The sequence below is a fragment of the Amycolatopsis sp. NBC_00345 genome (assembly GCF_036116635.1).
GTDB lineage: Bacteria > Actinomycetota > Actinomycetes > Mycobacteriales > Pseudonocardiaceae > Amycolatopsis.
In genome coordinates this window covers 7797907-7816659 of the sequence record NZ_CP107995.1, presented here as the reverse complement: position 1 = coordinate 7816659, position 18753 = coordinate 7797907, and the positions used below count along the sequence as shown (strand labels likewise).

Sequence of the window (18753 nt, the reverse complement as noted above, 5' to 3'; positions counted from 1 at the left end):
CCGTGAGCCTGGTGCTGTCCGCGCTTGAGTTCGATGTGTTGTGGGAGTCGCTGGCGCTGCCCCGGCGCCCGGCCGCGCTGGGCGTGCCGTCGCCGGGGCGGACGCACTCCGAGCGGGCCGAGCTGGTCGACTCGGCGTGGTCGTCGCTGGCCTCGCGGCGGTTGGCGCGCGGCCGTCGCGCGTCGGGTGAGCTGATCGACCAGCTGCACCTGCTGGCGCGTCCGCAGTACGCGGTGGACGTGTGGGTGTGGGCCGAGCGGGAGATCCACGGGCGCGCGGTGAGCCTGGGCAGCCAGGCCGTGCTGGCCGTCGTGGACTCCGACCAGGTCTGGCTGATCCCCGCGCGCGAGGGCGCGCTGGCCGAGGCCGCCGTCCCCGTGGCGGGCGACCTGGCCCCGGGCGTCGGCCAGTCCATCTCCGTCCCCCACGACCTGCTGGTCGCCGCCGACGCCAAAGCCCAGGGCGACCCGAAGTCCCTGGTCACGGCGCTGGAGGACCGTGGCCTGGCGCTGTGGGAGGCGCAGGAGCTGGCCGGCATGCTGATGGGCCAGGAAGCCCGCGGCCAGTTCTGCGCGGAACGCACTCTCCGCGACGGCACCGTCCGTCGATCGCCGGGAGTGGCGGCCTTCTACGACACCGACGCGGGCCGCTACCTCTTCCAACTCGCCGCCGACCCCGACGGCCGGCCATGGGCGACGGTGACGCCTGCGGACAACGCGCTGTTGGTGGAACGGGTGCGGGAGTTACAGGCGGAGCTGTGAAGGTCACTTGGCGGGTGGCGCCTTGTCCATGACGGCTTGGGTGAATGCTTCGGCCTTTGCGCAGAGCTGATTCGCCGTGGTCCGGGCCGGCGGTGGGAATGTTCGCATTCGGCCGGAGTTTCTCGATAAGAAAAATCTGAGTGGCTCGGCTTTGAACGGCTCGACCCCGTCTTGTGGTTTGAACGAAACGATAGAGGCCTTACCCGGTATGGCGGCGGCAAGTAGAAGTCCGCGGTTGCGGCATTTCCGCGGTGACGGCAGGCCGAGCCAGGCGAACCGATGGTCGAACCCGTGTGGGTGATTCCGTGCCGACGTCGCCGGACTTCGGATCGCGGTGCATCGGGTCACCTCCACACCGAGCGCCGGAAGCGCGAACGGAACCCCTCGTCGTGCGCGAAACCCGGGCGGCCTGTTCGGCGGCGACCAGTAGATGACGTCCGACTTGTCGGACTTCGCCCGAATTCAACGGTTTCATGTCCATCACCGCTTCCCCGGCGAACATGCGGCAAAGCGTGCCTGCCCGCACTCGGGGGTGGAAGTTGCGCGAGATCCGTACCCCGGGCGCGGCCGAGGTTCTAAAGTATCGGGGGAACCGGCCTGGTCATGCCCACGTCTGATCAGCCGGAAGAGACTTCAGAAGGGGATGACGGACCGTGCCTGTCTACGACGCTGATTCGATGGCCATCGTGGCCCGGCAGGTGGAGAAGCTGAAGGACGAGTTCAAGAAGTCCAAGGAAAAGCTCACCGGCATGGACCAGGAGAAGGAAACGCCGTTCGGCGGGATGCCGGGCGCGGAGGACACGCACGGCGCCGTCGGTCACTTCAAGGACGGCGTGCACAGCCAGTTCGACGCCGCGGGGCAGCACATGGGTGCCCTCGCCTTCGTGATGCGCAAGGCGGCCGGCCTGGTCGCCGAAACGGACCAGGTCGCGAAGAGCGACGTCACGCTCCACGTGGACAAGTGAGCGTAGTCAGCGGAATGGGAAAGCAGGGGGGCACAGCGAAGTGGCTTTGACCGGGGACGGGGCGGGGACGCCGGACAACTGGAACGCCTTCATGGAGAAGGTCGACAAGATCCGGAAGGTCAACCTGGTGCCCATCCAGACCGCGGCCGACCAGTTCAAGACTGCCGCCGGTGACGCGGCTGACCATTCAGCTTCGCTCAAAGCGTCGACGAAGGCGCTTGACGGCGGTGTCTGGTCCGGGTCTTCGGCCGACCAGTTCTTCCAGTACGTCGGTTCGTTGCAGACCGCGGGCGAAAAGGTGCACGCCCACCTGACGGACGTCAGTACCGACCTGGCGACCCTGCACACGAACCTGGACACCATCCAGAAAAGTGTGAACAACGAAAAGCTGCCCGGCGCCGAGAATGCGGTGAACGCGCGCAACGCGCAGGCGCAAAAGGACATGAACGCGGCCAACGCCGCTGCCAAGACCGCGGCCGACGAAAAGAAGCCCGTGCCCAGTCCGAACGCCGACGAGATCAAGGCCAAGGCGAAGACCGACATCAACACCATCACGACGCAGTGGGACGGAGAGGTCGCGGGCCTCCTCTCGCAGGCGGACACGATGCTCAACAACTCGAAAACCTTGATGCAGACCCAGATCGAGGGCGGTTACGACAAGGTTCCCCTTCCGGCCGGCGACGGCACCGTCCCGCAGAGCACCGGGGGCATCCACAGCAACGGCGCGTCCCACCACCACAGCGGCGGTGGCGGCGCCGGGGGTGGCGGAGGTGCCGGCGGGGGCGGCCTCGGCCCCAGTGGCGGCCCGCCGTCCTCCCCGCCGCCCGGGAACGTGCAGCAGTGGATCGAGGAAGCGATCAAGGAGCTGCAGGCCGCCGGCGTGAACGTCACCGACGCCGACATCCCCAACATCTGGGCGATCATCCAGCACGAGTCCGGCGGTAACCCCAACGCGATAAACAACTGGGATTCCAATGCGGCCGCCGGCCACCCGTCCAAGGGCCTGATGCAGTGCATCGACTCGACGTTCAACTCGAACAAGCTGCCGGGGCACGACAACATCTACAGCCCGGTCGACAACATCATCGCCGGGGTGCAGTACTCGATCCACCGCTACGGCTCGATCGGGAACGTGCCCGGCCTGCAGGCGATGTCGCACGGCGGCGCCTACCGCGGGTACTGACGCCAGGAGTGGCCGACCCCCAGCCCCGGTGACAGAACGGGCTGGGGGTCTTCCCTTTTGACCCTTGTTTCCCCCAGGTGAGCGTTGGAAACTTTCCACCCCGGAGTACTCGCGGGAAATCGATGCCTGGACGGACTCAAGGAGGACGAACACGTGGCGAAGACGACCCGATTCGGCAAGCTCGCCCTGGTGACCGGGGCCGCGCTGGCGATGGCGGTGGCGTTCCCGGCCGCCGCGCTGGCCGACCCGCCGCCGGCGCTGCCCGGCAACGCCACCGATCTCGAGAAGAACTTCCAGCCGGCCTTCGACTACGACAAGGACGGCTGCTACCCGACGCCCGCCATCGGGCCGGACGGCACCATCGCGCCCGGGCTCGCGCTGGGCGGTGACGTCAACGGCAACTGCCGCGACGAGTCGGACCTCGACAACACCAACTCGTACTCGCGCACCAAGTGCAACAACGACTGGTGCGCCTCGATGTACACGCTCTACTTCGAGAAGGACCAGGCCGCGCTCGGCCTCGGCAGCGCCGGGCACCGCAACGACTGGGAGCACGTTGTGGTGTGGGTCAAGGACAATCAGGTCCAGTACGTTTCGACGTCGCAGCACGGCGGGTTCGCCGTGCACCCCGCGTCGGAGATGTTCTTCGAAGGCTCGCACCCGAAGGTCGTCTACCACAAGGACGGCGCGTCAACGCACTGCTTCCGCGCCGCCAACTCCAACGACGACCCGCCGGAGAACCACAAGGGCGCCTGGCAGTACCCGACGCTCGTCGGCTGGGACGGCTACCCCGCCGGCCTGCGCGACAAGCTCGTGGCGGCCGACTTCGGCAGCGCCACCTTCGGCATCAAGGACGACCAGTTCAACGGCAACCTCGGCAAGGCGAAGCCGAGCGGCATCCCGTTCGACGAGAACGCCTGACCAGCTCGTGAGTGGCGATGACGGTTAGAACCGTCATCGCCACTCACGAGGCTTGTTAGCCTGGCGGGCATGGTCGACATCGCAGACTTCGCCGGCCCCGCACAACGCTCCGGTGTGCCGCCCTTCCACGTGATGGACGTGCTGTCCGTGGCGCAGGCCCGGCAGCGCAGCCACGGCGATCTCGTCTCGCTCGCGGCGGGGCAGCCGTCCGCTCCCGCGCCGGCGGCGGTCCGGCAGGCGGCGGCCGACGCGCTGGGCCGCCACCACCTCGGCTACACCGAGCAGCTCGGCCTCCCCGAGCTGCGGGAGGCCGTCGCGGGGCACTACCGGCGGACCTACGACCTGGACGTCAGCGCGCAGGAAGTCGTGATGACCACCGGGTCGTCCGGCGGGTTCCTGCTCTCGTTCCTCAGCGCGTTCGACGCCGGCGCGCGGGTCGCGATGGCGCGGCCCGGCTACCCCGCCTACCGGAACCTGCTGAACGTGCTCGGCTGCGAGGTCGTCGAGTTCGAGACCGGGCCGGAGACGAACTTCCAGCCCACCGTGGCGCTGCTGGACCAGCTCGGGCCGCTGGACGGGCTGATCGTCGCGAGCCCCAGCAACCCCACCGGCACCGTGCTGGCGCCGGGCGAGCTGGCGGCCATCAGCGGCTGGTGCTCTTCGCACGGGGTCCAGCTGATCAGCGACGAGATCTACCACGGCATCTCGTTCGGCGGCGGCCTCGACTGCGCCTGGCAGTACGGCCGCGAGGCGCTGGTGCTCGGCTCGTTCTCGAAGTACTTCGCGATGACCGGCTGGCGGCTCGGCTGGATGCTCGCGCCGCGGCGGCTGCACCGCGCGATCGACGTCCTGACCGGCAACTTCACCATCTGCCCGCCCGCGCTGGCGCAATACGCGGCCGTCGCGGCGTTCACGCCGGAGGCGTACGCGGAGGCCGACGCGCACGTCGAGCACTACCGCCGCAACCGGGACCGGCTCTTCGCCGGGCTGAAGAGCATCGGCATCGAGCGGCTCGCACCCGCCGAAGGCGCCTTCTACGCGTACGCCGACGTCTCCGAGTACACCTCCGACAGCCTCAGCTGGTGTCAGCGCCTGCTCGCCGACACGGGGGTCGCGATCGCGCCCGGAATCGACTTCGACCCGGTGGACGGTGGCCGTTACGTGCGGTTTTCCTTCGCCGGGGCGGCCGAGGACATCGACGAATGCGTGCGCCGCCTGGGCCGCTGGTTGCCGTGATACCGGTCAGGGGGAACCCCGATATCCCCCTGAACGTTGGCCGGGAGAAGAGAGTTTTCGCGCCGCGGGTGGCACGCTGGACTTCACCGGGCCGGAGCGGCGCGGGAACGGCATCGGAGGAGCCATGTTCTGGAAGATCGTTGGAGGGCTCATCGTCGCCTGGGTGGCCTTCATGGTGCTCGGCGCGGTGATCGGCTTCTTGTTCAAGGCTGTCCTGTGGATCGCCATCATCGCCGGTGCGGTGTTCCTGGGCACGGCGGCCTACGGCGCCATCAGCGGCAAGAAGTCCACCAAGCAGGTGGGTCGGTAACCGGCAGGGGGCCAACTGCGCTGGGGCCGAGAGCCACGCAAATGCCGTCAAGGCCTCGTTACCCGCGTCGGACGCAGGTAAGGAGGCCTTGACGGCGTTCATGGGGGCGGGGTGCGATCAGCTCAGGGCGGCGCGGGCGGCCTCGGCGCCGTCCCACAGGTGCGCCTGGATGCCGACCGCCCTCGCACCATCCACATTGGACTGACGGTCGTCGAAGAACAGGCAGTCCGCCGGCTCGGCGCCGAGCTTGTCCAGCAGGATGCGGAAGATCTCCGGGTCCGGCTTCGCGCACTGGACGTCGCCGGAGAACAGCGTCTCGCGGAACACCCGGGCCCACTCCTGTTCACGCACCCAGCGGCCGAACGCCGCGGGCGCGTTCGAGAGCAGCGCCAGGTTCGCGCCCGCTTCCGACAGTGACTCCAGCAGCTCCAGCGACGACGGCGCCAGGTTCGACCAGCCCGCCACGTCGATGCCGGTCAGCTCGTCCGACAGCGCTTCGTCCACCTTCGCGCCGACGCGCTTGCCGAGGGCCGTCCAGTATTCGAGGTCGCCCAAGCCGCGGTCGTACGGGTCACGCTCGGCCCAGTACGCGGCCTCGAACGCCTCCACCGCGACGCCCATCGTCGCCGCCAGCTTCGGCACGGCCGTGGTACGCGTGGAGAGCACCTCGCCGTAGTCGAACACGATCCAGTTCGTCATGTCGTTCCCCCTGTTCTCAGACGCCGGTCTTGATGCGGCGCAACGCTTCTTCGACGTCGGCGGCCGAGAGGTCCCGGTGCGTCACGAACCGCACCTTGCCCGCCATCGGGCCGGTCCGGATGCCGAGCGAGTCGAGCCATTCCAGCGCCGTGCGCAGGTCCGGGACGTCGGCGAGCACGATGTTGGTGTCCGGCGTCTCGACGCCCCAGCCGTGCTCGGCCAGCCCGGTGGCCAGCCGCCGCGCCAGTTCGTGGCTCTCGGCCAGCTCGTCGACGCGGCCCAGCGCGACCAGGCAGGCCGCGGCGAGCACCCCGCCCTGGCGGACGCCGCCGCCGAGCATCTGCCGCATCCGCCGGGCGCGCTCCACGAACTCGACGCTGCCCGCGACGACCGAGCCGACCGGCGCGCCGAGGCCCTTGCTGAAGCACGCCGAAACGCTGTCGACGCCGACGGTCAGCGCCGCGGGCGGCACCTCCAGTGCCACGGCCGCGTGCCAGATCCGCGCGCCGTCGAGGTGCACGGTGAGCCCGGCCTGCTTCGCGACGGACAGCAGCTGCGCGTGCTCGTCGGGCGGGGTGACCGCGCCGCCGGCCGCGTTGTGGGTGTTCTCCAGGCACAGCAGCTTGGTCCGGAGCGCGTAGTACGGGCCTTGGGGGCTGATCGCGGCCGACAGCGCGTCCGGCGTGCAGCGGCCGGGGCCGGCGTCGTGCTCCAGGATGTCCGGCATGCCGCCGGCCAGCCAGGCGGCCGAGCCCAGCTCGTTGGTGAGCACGTGGGCGCCGCGCATCGCGAGGAAGCGGTCGCCGCGTTCGAGGTGGAGGCTCAGCGCGATCAGGTTCGCCATCGTCCCGCTGGGCGTCCACAGCGCGGCCGGCATGCCGAGCACCTGGGCGGCGCGCTGCTCCAGCTCCGCGATGGTGGGGTCGTGGCCGATCACGTTGTCGTCGACCTCGGCCTCGGCCATCGCCCGGCGCATGACCTCGTCCGGGCGGGTGACGGTGTCGGAGCGGAAGTCGAGTGGCTGCGGGGTCCAGGTCACGGTCCGATCACATCACACCTCCGGCCGCGCGATCAATGCGACCGGGGGGTGGAGGGAATCCGGGGACTCGTGCAACCTTGGACGCCCCCGGTTCCGTCCTCCAGGGCGGACAGAGAAGAGCGGAGCGCGAAACCGCGTGGACCAGCGCGACGAACAGGAGTTCGCGGAGTACTTCGCCGCGAAGCGGGACGCCGTGCGCCGGACCGCGTACATGCTCTGTGGCGACTGGCACAAGGCGGACGACCTGGCCCAGACGGCGTTCGTCGCGCTGCACCGGAGGTGGAAGAAGATCAGGGACCGCGCGGCGACCGACGCGTACGTGCGCAAGACGCTCGTGCGCGCGGTCATCGACGAGTCACGGCGGCCGTGGCGGCGGGAGTGGCAGACCGAGGTGCTGCCCGAGCCCGTGCCGGACGGGCCGGGGCTGGCCGAGCGCGTCGCGACCAAGGAGGACCTGCACGCGGCGCTGCGTGAGGTCCCGCCGAAGCAGCGCGCGGTGCTGGTGCTGCGGTTCTTCGAGGGACTCGACGTCACGGCGGCGGCGAAGGCGCTCGGCTGCAGCGAAGGAAACGTGAAGAGCCAGACAGCCCGCGGGCTGGCCAATCTGCGGCAGGTACTGGACCGGGAGGTGGAGGCCAATGGATGAGCGTGACATCGAGACGTTGTTCTCCGGCGCTCCCGAAGACGCGCCGCCCGCGACGTTCAGCAAGGACGACGTGGTCCGCGAGTCGAAGCGCCAGACCCTGCGCAGGCGCAACCGCATCGCGGCCGGCGGCGGCGCGTTCGTGCTGGTCGTCGTGGGTTTCAGCGCCTGGGGCCTGGTGTCCGGCTCCGGTGGCGACTCCGGCGTCCTGAATTCGGCCGCGGCTCCCGCGCAACCTGGCGCGTCGGCTGCACGTCCTCTGGGTACACGCAATGGGGAAGCACCGAACTTCTCGGCCCAGCCGTCTCAGCAGGGAGACAGCGGGACCGCGAAGACCGGCCCTCGGGTCGAAGGCGCCTCCGGGTGCGAAAAGGTGGACTGGGAGCTCGCCACAGCCCTCGCTGGCGAGCTCCCAGGCCACTTCGCCGCCGGTCAGGCCTCTCCCGGCAGTGTCTGTACGACGGGGACGCGCGCGGCCGGGTTCCCCTTGCCCGACGGCATGGTCTCCGCCGCGGTGTTCGCTCGCGGCGCTCCGGTGAAGGTGCCCGTGCAGCCCGCGGACGCGGTGACCGTGCGCCAGACCACCGGCTCCGGGGGGACTCTCGTGCTGGTCGGCGTGCCCGGAACGGCCGGGCGTCCGGCGCCGTACGCCGCGGACCTGGCGAGGATGGCAGCGGCGCTGGGCCCTCGCTTTTGACCCGACCACCATTGAGGACTCGTGAGTGGTTATGACGGTTAGAACCGTCATAGGCACTCACAAGTCCTGACCTGGCACAATTCACCGCCATGACGGCAGCAGCGACCACCCCCAAGGGCGAGCGGCGACGGGCCACGCTCGTCGAGGCTGCGGCGGAGCTGCTCGCCGAGGGCGGCTTCGACGCCGTCCGCCACCGCGCCGTCGCCGAGCGCGCGGGCCTGCCGCTGGCGTCGACCACCTATTACTTCGACTCGCTCGAGGACCTGGTGACGGCCGCGGTCGAGCACCACTCGACCGTCGAACTGGCGAACGGGCAGCGTCAGCTCGAAGAGCTCGCCACCCGCAACCGCGGGGTCCAGGCGACCGTGGAGCTGGTGCTGGACCTCCTGCTCGGCCCGTCGAGCGGGGACCAGGAGGCCGACGCCGAGGCCGTGCTGCTGAGGTACGAGCGACTGGTCGCCACCGGCCGGCGGCCCTACCTGCGGCCGTTGATGCGCACGCTTTCCGCCCAGCTCAACGAGCTGCTGATGGCGATCTTCGCCCGCTCCGGCACGCCCGTCACCGAGGCGGAGCTGGAAAAGCTGGTCGCGCTGGTCGACGGCGCCGTGGTGAACGCGCTGATCGCCATCGACCCGGCCCCCCGCGCCGCCGCGGCCCGCATGCTGCAGACGGCGCTGGCCGAGTCCGGCCAGGGCTGAACCTCCCCGTTAGCGGCGAACGCGCTTCGCCCGGTCCAGGTCGTCGCGGGACTTGGTGACCAGCGCGAACATCGCGGTCTCCGCGGCGGCCGGGTCGCGCGCCACGATGGCGTCGAGGACCTTGCGGTGGCTGGGCACGGGGTTGTCGGACGGGCGCGCGCCGTGCACCAGCTTGTCGCGCTCGGCCAGCCCGATGGCGATCACCCGTTCCACCTGGAGCAGGAAGTTGTTGTGCGTGGCCGTCATCAGCACGCGGTGGAACGCGAGGTCCGCGCGCACGCTCGCCTCGATGTCGTCGCCCGCGGCGGCCATCCCGTCGAGGGCCGTCCGGAGCGCGGCCACGTCGTCCTCGTCGGCGCGCGACGCGGCGATGCGCGCGGCGGCCGGCTCGACGACGGTGCGGGCCTCGGTCAGCTCGTCCAGCAGGTCCGGGTCCTCGCCGGCGGCGGTCTGCCAGCGCATCACGTCGGCGTCGAGCACGTTCCAGCGCTCCCGCGGCTGCACGAAGGTGCCGCGCTTCTGCCGGGCGTCGATCATTCCCTTGGCGGCGAGCACTTTCAGCGCCTCACGCAACGCGGTCAGGCTGATGTCCAGCTCCTCGCGGAGTGCGGGCAGGTCGAGCACGGTGCCCTCGCCCCACTCTTCGGAGAGGATCCGCGCGGCCAGTGTCTCCACGGTCTGCCCGTGCAGGCCCCGGGGCCGGTGTTCGGTCAATGCTGGTCCCCTCGATGCGCCCGGGTGAGTCTGGCTGAGTCGGCGTCCGGACATCCTACCTCGATCGCCATTACGTCATAAATTATGAATACATCTTGACACTCATAGCCCCTGGTTGCCAGTCTGTGCCAGCAGTCACCCCCGACGGGTGGTGACGGTTCATCAGACAGGTTCACCAGACAAAGGGGTCTCCGTGATGACGAGTGCAGCAGGCCTGTCCCGCCGTCATTTCCTGCGTAACACCGGCCTCGCCGGGCTGGGTGTGCTCGGGTCGAGCAGCTTCCTCGCCGCGTGTGCCACCTCCGTCTCCTCCGGGCCGGTCAAGCAGGCCGCGGGCGCGGTCACCGTCCAGTCCAATCTGTCCTCGCCGCAGGCGAAGGTCGCGATCGAGGCGCTGGCCAAGGCGTTCGGCGACAAGGGCGGCGCGCAGGCGACGGTCAACACCGTCGCGTCCGAAACGTTCCGCACGCAGCTGCCCAGCTACCTGACCGCGGCGAATCCGCCCGACAGCTACACCTGGTACCCCGGTTCGCTGCTCTCCGGCTACGCGCGCAAGGGCCTGCTGCTCGACGTCGGCGACGTCTGGCAGACCATGGGCAACTACAGCCAGGCCTTCCGCACGCTCTCCGGCGACGGCGCGGGCCACCAGGTCTTCGTGCCGACCACCTACTACTGGTGGGGCTTCTTCTACCGCAAGTCGAACTTCGCGAAGTGGGGCGTGCAGCCGCCGAAGAGCTGGAGCGAGTTCCTCACGCTGTGCGAAACGTTGAAGGGCAAGGGAATCGCGCCCATCGGCCTCGGCGCGGGCGGCACCACGCCGTGGACCGCGTCGGCCTGGTTCGACTACCTGAACATCCGGATCAACGGCGCGCCGTTCCACCGGCAGCTGCTCGCCGGCCAGCAGCGCTTCGACGACCCGAAGGTCAAGCGGATCTTCGACCCGTGGCGCCAGGCGCTGCCGTACTTCGACCCCAACGGCACCGCGCTCGCGTTCCAGGACGCCACCACCGTGCTGCTGCAGGGCCGCACCGGCATGGTGCTCACCGGCACCTTCTTCGCCGACGCCGCCCCGAAGGACGCGCTCGACGACCTCGACTTCTTCCAGTTCCCGATCCTCGACCCGAGTGTACCCACCGCGGAGGAAGGGCCGACCGACGGCTTCTTCGCCAGCGCGCGCACGCCGCACGTCGCCGAGGTCAAGGAGTGGTTCAAGTACGTCGCGACGGCCGAGTCGCAGGAGCTGTACATCAAGAACTCCTCCGGCACGGTGCTGCCCGCGAACCCGGCGGCGAAGGACAGCGGCACCCCATTGGTCCAAAAAGGACGGAAGATGCTCGCGGACGCCAAGGAGCTGACCCAGTTCTTCAACCGCGACTCCTCCGACGCGCTCCAGCCGACCGCCGACGCCGCGCTGATCCGCTTCATCCAGAAGCCGAACGAGCTGGACTCGATCCTCGCCGACTGGCAGACGGCCGCGCAGAAGGTCTGGTTATCCTGAGATGGCTGTGCTGAACGCCCCCGCGGTACGCCGTCGGCGTGCGATGCGCCGCGTGCCACCGGTGCTGCTGCTGTTCGTGCTCGTCCCGGTTGTCGTCGAGGGCTTCTGGGTGTTCTGGCCCGCGCTGCAGGGCTTCTACCTGTCGCTGACGAACTGGGACGGCGTCTCGGCGCCCTCGTTCGTCGGGCTCGGCAACTACGCCGAGATGCTGTCCGACGACATCTTCGGCACCGCCGCGCTGAACACCGTCATCTGGATCGTGCTGTTCGGCGGCATCTCGGCGGCGGGCGGGCTCGGGCTCGCGCTGCTGCTGAACCGCGAGCGCCGCGGCGTCGGCTTCTACCGGGCCGCGCTGTTCACCCCGGTGGTGTTCTCGCTGGTCGCGACTTCGCTGATCTGGCAGGTGATCTACCAGCCCGACGGTGTGGTGAACAAGCTGCTCGCCGCCGTCGGCCTCGGCAGCTGGCAGCACTCGTGGCTGGCCGACCCCCAGACGGCGCTGTACGCGGTGCTGATCCCGGCGCTCTGGCGTCAGCTCGGGTACGTGATGGTGCTGTACCTCGCCGGGCTCAAGGGCATCGACCCCGCGCTGTACGAAGCGGCCAAATTGGATGGTGCCACCTCGGTCCAGCAGTTCCGGCACATCACCTGGCCGCAGCTGCGCAGCGTCAACTCCGTGGTCCTGTCGGTGATCATCATCGACTCGCTGCGGTCGTTCGACGTGGTGTGGTCCATGACCAAGGGCGGGCCGTACCACTCGTCGGAGCTGCTCAGCACGTACATGTACGCCACGGCGTTCCAGTCGCTGCGGCTCGGGTACGCCTCCGCGCTGGCCGTGGTGATCTTCGTGCTCGCGTTCGGCGTGATCGTCACGTATCTCGTGCGGGCGTTCCGGGAGGACCAGTGACTGTGACCACCACGAAACCGGCCGCCACAGTGCCGGTCGTGCGCCCGGCCCCGGCCCGGCGCAGCCGCCGTCGCCAGGCCCGGACGTTCGGCTTCCACCTCACCGCGGGCGGGCTCGCGGTGCTCTGGCTGCTGCCGATCGCGCTGGTGCTCACCACCAGCGTCCGGTCCTTTTCGGACATCGCGTCGAACGGGCTGGGCGCGCTGCCGGGCTCGTTCGACCTCGGCTCGTTCGGCGAGGCCTGGGGAGTGGGCGGCGGCGGCCACGCGATGCTCAACAGCCTGGTGGTCACCATCCCCACCGTGCTGCTCTCGCTGCTGCTCGCCGCGGCGGCCGCGTTCGCGCTGAGCCGGTACCGGATCCCGTTCCGGCGCACGATCATCCTGGTGATGCTCTCGGGAAACCTGCTGCCGCCGCAGATCCTGCTGGTGCCGGTGGCGAAACTGTCCGAGCTGCTTGGCATCTACGACACGCTGACGGCGCTGGTCATCGTGCAGGTCGGGTTCGGGCTCGGCTTCTACACCTTCGTGCTGCAGGGGTTCATGCGGTCGATCCCGGACGAGCTCCAGCAGGCCGCGGTGATCGACGGCGCGGGCCCGGTCCAGATCTTCTGGCGGATCATCCTGCCGATGACCCGCCCGGCGCTGGCCGCGCTCGGCGCGCTGGCGTTCACCTGGACGTTCAACGACCTGCTGTGGTCGATCACCGTGCTGCGCACCGAAACCGTGATGCCGGTGACGCCGGCGCTGCTCGGCCTGCAGGGCCAGTACGTGTCCAACTGGAACGTCATCGCGGCGGGCTCGGTGATCGCCGCCGTGCCGACCGTGCTGGTGTTCCTGCGCTTCCAGAAGCACTTCATCTCCGGACTGGCGATCGGGGCGATCAAGTGAAGACCGATCGGGGCGATCATATTAAGACACAGTGGACGGTCGATCTTCTGTCTACTTCGTACACCGTGGCACTGGAGCCGGGACGCCGGTGGCTGGAGATGGTGGCATGGGGTCCGCACGGGGTCGAGCACGGGCCGTCGGTTTTCGCGAACCGCGGCGAGGCGCACTTCATCACGGACGCGGACGTGGCCCCGGTGGAGTACGCGCCGCGCGGCCAACGGCCGTTCTCGGGAGCTGACCTGGCCGTGGCCGGGGACGCCTGGTGGCGTTTCGACGGTGACGAGTCCACTGAGGACGTCTTGCGGCTCGCGTTCCTGGACGAGGTCAACGGTTTGCGCGCGGTGCTGTGTTACCGCGCCGAGCCGGGCACGGACGTGCTGTGCCGCTGGGTCGAACTCGTCAACACCGGCTCTTTGGCTTTGGAGATCAACCGGCTCGGCTCGGCCGGGGTCTGCGTGCCGACCGGGCCAGCGGGCGCGCGGCTGACCTACCTGACCGGGCAGTGGCTGCAGGAGTTCACCCGGCGCACGACCGTGCTGCCGGCCGGTGGGTTCCGGATGGAGAGCCGGTTCGGCGTGCCGGGCCACGCGCACGTGCCGTGGCTCGCGGTGCAGGACGCGGCGGTCGACGACGGCCCGGCGTATGGGGTTTCGCTGGCCTGGTCGGGTTCGTGGGAGATCAACGCCGACATCGAGCCGACCGGGCTGACCCGGGTGCGGGCCGGCCGCCTGGCGAGTCCGGGCCCGATCCGGCTGGCGCCGGGCGAGCGCCTCGTGACGCCGGAGCTGGCGCTGGCGTCCAGTGTGGACGGACTGCACGGGCTGGCTTCGGTCTGGCACGAGTACTCACGGTTCCTGGCCGGGCCGAGGCTCGATCGCGTCCGCCCGGTGCTGTATAACTCCTGGGAGGCAACGGAGTTCGACGTCTCCGGCGACCGGCAGCTCGACCTCGCCGGGCAGGCCGCCAAGCTGGGGGTTGAGCTGTTCGTGGTGGACGACGGCTGGTTCACTGGCCGTCACGACGATACCGGCGGACTCGGCGACTGGACGCCGGAGGAGTCTTCGTTCGAGGGCGGCTTCGGCGTGTTCGTGGACTCCGTGCGCTCGCTGGGCCTGGACTTCGGCCTGTGGGTGGAGCCGGAGGCGGTCAGCCCGAAGTCGCGGCTGTACGCCGAACACCCGGACTGGGTGTACCAGATGGACGGTCGGCCGCTCACGCTGGTCCGCAACCAGCTGCTGCTGGACCTCGGCCGTCCCGAGGTGTTCGAGTACGTGCGGGGGACGCTCGACACGCTGCTGACCACGTACCCGATCAGCTACCTGAAGTGGGACATGAACCGGCCGCCGACCGAGCGCGGCCGCCCCGGCGCCCCGGCGGCGGACCTCGACGCGGAGCACGTCGACGCGTACCACCGCCTGCTGGACCATCTGCGCGCGAAGCACCCGGGCGTCACGGTCGAGTCCTGCGCTGGTGGCGGCGGCCGCACCGACCTGGCGACCGTCTCCCGTAGCGACGTGGTGTGGCCCAGCGACAACACCGCCCCGCTCGACCGTCTGGCCATTCAGGACGGTTTCCTGCTCATGCACGCGCCACACCTGATGAGTTCGTGGGTCACCGAATCGCCGGGCGCCTTCGACCCGCGCCTGCGGTCCCTGCGGTTCCGGTTCGTCCTGGCCATGGCGGGCGTGCTGGGCATCGGCGCCGACCTCAACCACTGGACGCCCGAGCAGCGTAACGAAGCGACGGAACTGATCACGCTGTACAAGGAGATCCGGCCGGTAATCCACAAGGGGCAGTGTTACGTCCATTCCGGACCATCGGCACCGACCGCTGCTATCCAGTACACATTGGACAACGTGGTGGTCGTGCTCGCTTGGAGCACGGGACCGTTGAATGGTGCGCCGCTGACCCCCGGCCGTTCGTCCCGGATTCCCTTACGTGGCATCACTCCGGGCGCGCTTTACACCGACGCTGAGGGCACCGCATACTCCGGCGCCCACCTCATGCACGTGGGATTGCCGGTCGAGTGGACGGAAACCCGCGACGCCGAGGTGGTGGTGCTCTACCGCGCGTGAGCCCGGGTTACGGGCTGGTCGCGACGATCAGCCCCGTGTCCGGATCACCCGTCGCGACGGTGCGGCCCAGCGGTGCGGCGAGCTCGTCCCAAGCGTGGAACTCCGTGGCCCACCCGATTTCGCGCAGCCAGGCCGCGGGATCGGGCCCGAGGCCGCGCGACGGCTGGGCCTCCGTCCCGACGAACTCCCTGAGCTGCCGGTAGTGCTCCGCCTTCTCGTCGACCTTCAGCGCACCGGCGATGAAGCGGCTCCCGGCGGCGGTCAGGCCGGTGACGGTGGTCAGCACGGCCTGCGCGCGCTCGCGCGGCAGGTAGCCGAGCACCCCCTCCTCGAGCCAGAGCGTCGGCACGTCACGGCGGAAGCCGGCCTCGATCAGCCGCGGCGCCCAGTCCTCCCGCAGGTCGGCGGCGATGACCGTGCGGCCGCAGGTCGGCTCGGCGCCCAGCTCGCGCAGGATCGGTTCCTTGAACGACACCATCTCCGGCACGTCCACTTCGAACAGCCGGACCGCCGCGGGCAGGCCCAGCCGGAACGCCCGGGTGTCCAGGCCGGCGCCGAGCAGGACGATCTGGGTGAGACCGGCCTCGACGGCGTCGCGGACCAGGTCGTCGAACACCCGCACGCCGGCGATGCGGCCCTCGTAGAACGCGTCGACCAGCTGCTCGACCTTCGCCCAGGTCTCGGGTGCTTCGGCGAAGGAGGCGCGCGCGGCGTCGCCGAACGCGCGGGCGTACGGGTCGTTGAGCAGGCGGTCTTCGCGCTCGGACTCCCGGGCGCGGATCAGGGCCACGCCGACCGCCGTCGTCGAGACCTTCGGGAGCACGCTCATACCGTCACCGCCAGCACGAAGCTGGGCGAGCCGGTGGGATAGCGGTGCAGCTCGGCCTTTCCCTTGTCCGGCAAGGAGAACGCGGTGATCACGTCCTCGTTCTGGGCCGCGACGTAACAGAGGTCGTCCACGATGGTGAAGTGGCGCGGCCCCGCCCCGCACGGCTGGTCGGCGACGGCGGCGAGCGGGGACCCGGTGAAGGACGTGACGCAGTCCGGGCCGCGGTTGGACAGGTACACCGCGTCGTCGAGGACTTCCAGGTGCGCCACGAGGTTCGTCACCTCACTGTTGGCAAAAGTTGACGGCACGGAGCCCGTCACCTCGAACGTGCCCGGCGAGGTTTCGCGCAGCGTCAGCAGCGTCCCGGCCAGCTCGCCGGCGACGTACGCGGTCGAGGTCCCCGGCCGTCGCACCAGCTGGCGCGGGCCGGTGCCCGGCGGCAGCGTGGTGACGGCCAGCGGGGCGAGCTTGCCGTCGGCGGAGAGCGTGTAGCTGCGGATCTCGTCGGTGCCCAGGTCCACGGCGCTCACCACGGAGCCGTCCGGCGACGGCACCGCCATGTGCACGTGGGCGGCCTCCTGACGCTCGGCGTCCGGGCCGGAGCCGGTGTGCTGCACGAGGTCCGTGCGCGAGTCGATCCGGCCGTCCGCGCGCAGGGCGAACACGGCCAGGCTGCCGCCGGTGTAGTTGGCGCACAACAGGAACCGGCCGTCGGGAGTGACCGCGAGATGGCACGGGTGCGCGCCGCCGGTGCCGACGACGTCCAGCGCCTCCAGCTCCCCGTCCACGATCGACACCGAGGTGACTTCGCCGGTGTCGGTCTCGTTGGTGGTGTAGACCATTGGCTGGGTCGGGTGCTTGACCAGCCACGACGGCGACACCATCGGCAGCGTCGCCTCAAGCGTCAGCGCGCCGCCGACGCCGCGGCTGAAGGTGGAGATGCCGTAGCCGTTGCCGCCCATTTCGGCGGTGTAGCAGCCGACCAGCACGAGCTCAGTCACGCCGCGTCCTCTCTGACCAGTGCGGCGACCCGGGCGCGGATGTCGTCCGCGGTGCCGCGGGTCAGCGCGGAGCCGATGCCGCACGCGACCGCGCCGGCAGCGAGCCAGCTTGGCACGTCTTCGAGCGCGACTCCACCCGTCGGCACCAGCGGCGCCTGCGGCAGCGCCGCCCGGACGTCCTTCACCCACTGCGGGCCCAGCGCGGACGCGGGGAACACCTTGACGGCGTCGGCCCCGTCCTCCAGCGCGCGCACGATCTCCGTCACCGAGCCCGCGCCGGGCAGCGCCGCCGCGCCGTACCGGTGAGCGGTACGGATCACGCCCGTGTCCACCGACGGCGACACCAGGAACCGTGCCCCGGCGCGGATCGCGAGCACCGCGGCCGTCGAGTCGAGCACGGTGCCGGCGCCGATGGTCGCGTCCGGGTAGGCCGCGGTCAGCTCCTCGATCGCGGCCAGCGCGCCCGGGTTCGTCAGCGGCACTTCGACCGAGCGCAGGCCCGCGTCGAGAACCGAGCGGGCGGCGCGGACCGCCGACGCCGCGTCGGCCGTCCGCACGATGCCGACGACCCCCTGCCGCAGCATCGCGTGTGTGATCTCCCACCGGTAGCTCATCGGTTTACCTCCTCGCCGCCCGCGAGGGCGGCCGTCGCACGGGCCAGCTCGGCCCGATCGGGCAGTCCTTCCAGATCCGTTCGTGTGCCGACGACCAGCGCCGCCGACACCGCGCCCGCCAGCAGCGCCTCGGCGGGCGAGCCGCCGCGCAGCCAGGTGGACAGGTAACCGGACGTCAGCGCGTCGCCCGCGCCGACGGTGTCCACCACCCGGGAGACCACGCTCTCCTGCTCCCAGGCGCCGTCGGCGGTCACCGCCCGCGCCACCTTGTCCCGCTGCTTCACCACCACTGTGGTCACTCCGTTGTCCACAAGTTCCGCTGTGGATAAGTGGAGCAGGTCCAGCTCGTCCTCACCGGCAAACACTAGGTCCGACCTAACCAGTAGCGGGCCCACCACGTCACGCCAAGCTTGGGTCGAACCCAGCTTGTGCCGGACGTTCGGGTCGAACGACACCGTCGCGCCCGCCTGCCGGGCTAGGTCGAACAGCGTGGTGACGGCGGCGAGGGCGGAGCCCGACAGCATCGCCGTGATGCCAGAGACGTGCACGAGCCGGGCGCCGTCCAGGCCCGCGCCGCGAACGTAGGACGGACCTAACGAACACGCGGCCGAGCCCGCGCGGTGGTACTGGACGTTGATGCCACGGCCGGGGTCGCCGTCTCGCAGCAGCAGGCCGGTGAAGCCCGTTGGGTCGATCTCGACGTGGGAGACGTCCACGCCTTCCGCGCGCAGCGTCGAGAGCACCGCGGAGCCGGACGAGTCGTCGCCGACCCGGCTGAGCCAGCGCACGCCGTGGCCGAGCCGCGCGAGCCCCACGGCGACGTTGGTCTCCGCGCCCGCGACGGACGCCTGGAACTGCTGGGCGCGCCGCAACGTGACGCCGGGCTCGGCGAGCAGCAGCCGCATCGCCTCGCCGAGGGTGACGACTTCGGGATTCCCCGCGGGCGGGTTCATCGGGACGAGCCTTTCATTGGGACGAGCATAGCGGGCGACCCAAGTGAAATCTTAATTTAGGATTTATTCTTGACGGAGTCTCGGCCGTCCCGGCATGCTGCTGGCGGGCCGGAGCCGATC

At 70.1% G+C, this 18753-nt stretch carries 20 protein-coding genes; 13 read left to right on the top strand and 7 right to left on the bottom strand.

Annotation, left to right across the window (positions count from 1 at the left end):
* Window positions 1-2 precede the first annotated feature (2 nt).
* From OG943_RS35285 to OG943_RS35260, 6 genes are all read left to right on the top strand, one after another.
* A complete protein-coding gene (locus OG943_RS35285) occupies window positions 3-761 on the top strand; it encodes an ESX secretion-associated protein EspG (RefSeq protein ID WP_328605252.1) in 759 nt (252 codons plus the stop codon).
* Between the two features lie 653 nt (window positions 762-1414).
* On the top strand, window positions 1415-1726 hold the full coding sequence (locus OG943_RS35280) for a hypothetical protein (RefSeq protein WP_328605251.1): 312 nt from the start codon (window positions 1415-1417) through the stop codon (window positions 1724-1726).
* 46 nt (window positions 1727-1772) lie between these two features.
* A complete protein-coding gene (locus OG943_RS35275; protein ID WP_328612228.1) occupies window positions 1773-2909 on the top strand; it encodes a transglycosylase SLT domain-containing protein in 1137 nt (378 codons plus the stop codon).
* A 210-nt stretch (window positions 2910-3119) separates the two neighbouring features.
* Window positions 3120-3830, top strand: a complete 711-nt coding sequence (locus tag OG943_RS35270) for an NPP1 family protein (protein ID WP_328612227.1) — start codon at window positions 3120-3122, stop codon at window positions 3828-3830.
* Between the two features lie 69 nt (window positions 3831-3899).
* A complete protein-coding gene (locus tag OG943_RS35265) occupies window positions 3900-5066 on the top strand; it encodes an aminotransferase class I/II-fold pyridoxal phosphate-dependent enzyme (RefSeq protein WP_328605250.1) in 1167 nt (388 codons plus the stop codon).
* Window positions 5067-5190: 124 nt separating this feature from the next.
* A complete protein-coding gene (locus OG943_RS35260) occupies window positions 5191-5376 on the top strand; it encodes a hypothetical protein (protein ID WP_328605249.1) in 186 nt (61 codons plus the stop codon).
* 117 nt (window positions 5377-5493) lie between these two features.
* Here OG943_RS35260 and OG943_RS35255 read toward each other — a convergent pair whose 3' ends face one another.
* Complete coding sequence (locus OG943_RS35255; RefSeq protein WP_328605248.1) at window positions 5494-6075, bottom strand: HAD family hydrolase; 582 nt, start codon at window positions 6073-6075, stop codon at window positions 5494-5496.
* A 16-nt stretch (window positions 6076-6091) separates the two neighbouring features.
* Complete coding sequence (locus tag OG943_RS35250; protein ID WP_328605247.1) at window positions 6092-7114, bottom strand: threonine aldolase family protein; 1023 nt, start codon at window positions 7112-7114, stop codon at window positions 6092-6094.
* A 136-nt stretch (window positions 7115-7250) separates the two neighbouring features.
* On the opposite strand from OG943_RS35250, the gene OG943_RS35245 reads away from it, so the two are divergent.
* The 3 genes from OG943_RS35245 to OG943_RS35235 all read left to right on the top strand — a co-directional run bounded on the left by OG943_RS35245 (window position 7251) and on the right by OG943_RS35235 (window position 9152).
* Complete coding sequence (locus tag OG943_RS35245) at window positions 7251-7760, top strand: SigE family RNA polymerase sigma factor (protein ID WP_328605246.1); 510 nt, start codon at window positions 7251-7253, stop codon at window positions 7758-7760.
* Window positions 7753-8454, top strand: a complete 702-nt coding sequence (locus tag OG943_RS35240) for a hypothetical protein (protein WP_328605245.1) — start codon at window positions 7753-7755, stop codon at window positions 8452-8454. The genes OG943_RS35245 and OG943_RS35240 overlap by 8 nt, the downstream gene beginning before the upstream one ends.
* Window positions 8455-8543: 89 nt before the next feature.
* On the top strand, window positions 8544-9152 hold the full coding sequence (locus tag OG943_RS35235; protein ID WP_328605244.1) for a TetR/AcrR family transcriptional regulator: 609 nt from the start codon (window positions 8544-8546) through the stop codon (window positions 9150-9152).
* A 9-nt stretch (window positions 9153-9161) separates the two neighbouring features.
* Here the strand turns inward: OG943_RS35235 and OG943_RS35230 are convergent, their stop codons facing one another.
* Window positions 9162-9866 (bottom strand): FadR/GntR family transcriptional regulator, encoded by a 705-nt coding sequence (locus OG943_RS35230; protein WP_328605243.1) that lies wholly within the window; start codon window positions 9864-9866, stop codon window positions 9162-9164.
* Between the two features lie 196 nt (window positions 9867-10062).
* Between OG943_RS35230 and OG943_RS35225 the strand changes: the two genes are divergently transcribed.
* From OG943_RS35225 to OG943_RS35210, 4 genes are all read left to right on the top strand, one after another.
* The gene (locus tag OG943_RS35225) at window positions 10063-11364 is read left to right on the top strand and encodes an ABC transporter substrate-binding protein (RefSeq protein WP_328605242.1); all 1302 of its coding nucleotides are present in this window, start codon (window positions 10063-10065) and stop codon (window positions 11362-11364) included.
* 1 nt (window position 11365) lies between these two features.
* Window positions 11366-12271, top strand: coding sequence for a carbohydrate ABC transporter permease (locus OG943_RS35220; protein WP_328605241.1), 906 nt, complete (start codon window positions 11366-11368; stop codon window positions 12269-12271).
* A 2-nt stretch (window positions 12272-12273) separates the two neighbouring features.
* Window positions 12274-13161 carry a carbohydrate ABC transporter permease gene (locus OG943_RS35215; RefSeq protein WP_328605240.1) on the top strand — a complete coding sequence of 296 codons (888 nt, stop codon included), beginning with the start codon at window positions 12274-12276 and terminating at the stop codon, window positions 13159-13161.
* Between the two features lie 98 nt (window positions 13162-13259).
* Window positions 13260-15236 (top strand): alpha-galactosidase, encoded by a 1977-nt coding sequence (locus OG943_RS35210; protein WP_328605239.1) that lies wholly within the window; start codon window positions 13260-13262, stop codon window positions 15234-15236.
* Window positions 15237-15243: 7 nt separating this feature from the next.
* Here OG943_RS35210 and OG943_RS35205 read toward each other — a convergent pair whose 3' ends face one another.
* The 4 genes from OG943_RS35205 to OG943_RS35190 are packed head-to-tail and all read right to left on the bottom strand — an operon-like array spanning window position 15244 to window position 18633.
* On the bottom strand, window positions 15244-16065 hold the full coding sequence (locus tag OG943_RS35205) for an SAM-dependent methyltransferase (RefSeq protein WP_328605238.1): 822 nt from the start codon (window positions 16063-16065) through the stop codon (window positions 15244-15246).
* Entirely contained in the window at window positions 16062-17066 is a 1005-nt protein-coding gene (locus tag OG943_RS35200; RefSeq protein ID WP_328605237.1) for a lactonase family protein, read from the bottom strand. Before OG943_RS35200 ends, OG943_RS35205 begins: the two co-directional genes overlap by 4 nt.
* Window positions 17063-17680 carry a bifunctional 4-hydroxy-2-oxoglutarate aldolase/2-dehydro-3-deoxy-phosphogluconate aldolase gene (locus OG943_RS35195; RefSeq protein ID WP_328605236.1) on the bottom strand — a complete coding sequence of 206 codons (618 nt, stop codon included), beginning with the start codon at window positions 17678-17680 and terminating at the stop codon, window positions 17063-17065. Before OG943_RS35195 ends, OG943_RS35200 begins: the two co-directional genes overlap by 4 nt.
* On the bottom strand, window positions 17677-18633 hold the full coding sequence (locus OG943_RS35190) for a sugar kinase (RefSeq protein ID WP_328605235.1): 957 nt from the start codon (window positions 18631-18633) through the stop codon (window positions 17677-17679). The genes OG943_RS35195 and OG943_RS35190 overlap by 4 nt, the downstream gene beginning before the upstream one ends.
* Between the last annotated feature and the right edge of the window lie 120 nt (window positions 18634-18753).

Coding starts and splice junctions, on each gene's coding strand:
- OG943_RS35270 (WP_328612227.1), top strand. CDS start 3,120: ATGGCGGTGGCGTTCCCGGCCGCCGCGCTGGCCGACCCGCCGCCGGCG.
- OG943_RS35265 (WP_328605250.1), top strand. CDS start 3,900: ATGGTCGACATCGCAGACTTCGCCGGCCCCGCACAACGCTCCGGTGTG.
- OG943_RS35260 (WP_328605249.1), top strand. CDS start 5,191: ATGTTCTGGAAGATCGTTGGAGGGCTCATCGTCGCCTGGGTGGCCTTC.
- OG943_RS35255 (WP_328605248.1), bottom strand. CDS start 6,075: ATGACGAACTGGATCGTGTTCGACTACGGCGAGGTGCTCTCCACGCGT.
- OG943_RS35240 (WP_328605245.1), top strand. CDS start 7,753: ATGGATGAGCGTGACATCGAGACGTTGTTCTCCGGCGCTCCCGAAGAC.
- OG943_RS35235 (WP_328605244.1), top strand. CDS start 8,544: ATGACGGCAGCAGCGACCACCCCCAAGGGCGAGCGGCGACGGGCCACG.
- OG943_RS35225 (WP_328605242.1), top strand. CDS start 10,063: ATGACGAGTGCAGCAGGCCTGTCCCGCCGTCATTTCCTGCGTAACACC.
- OG943_RS35220 (WP_328605241.1), top strand. CDS start 11,366: ATGGCTGTGCTGAACGCCCCCGCGGTACGCCGTCGGCGTGCGATGCGC.
- OG943_RS35210 (WP_328605239.1), top strand. CDS start 13,260: ATGGTGGCATGGGGTCCGCACGGGGTCGAGCACGGGCCGTCGGTTTTC.
- OG943_RS35205 (WP_328605238.1), bottom strand. CDS start 16,065: ATGAGCGTGCTCCCGAAGGTCTCGACGACGGCGGTCGGCGTGGCCCTG.
- OG943_RS35195 (WP_328605236.1), bottom strand. CDS start 17,680: ATGAGCTACCGGTGGGAGATCACACACGCGATGCTGCGGCAGGGGGTC.
- OG943_RS35190 (WP_328605235.1), bottom strand. CDS start 18,633: ATGAACCCGCCCGCGGGGAATCCCGAAGTCGTCACCCTCGGCGAGGCG.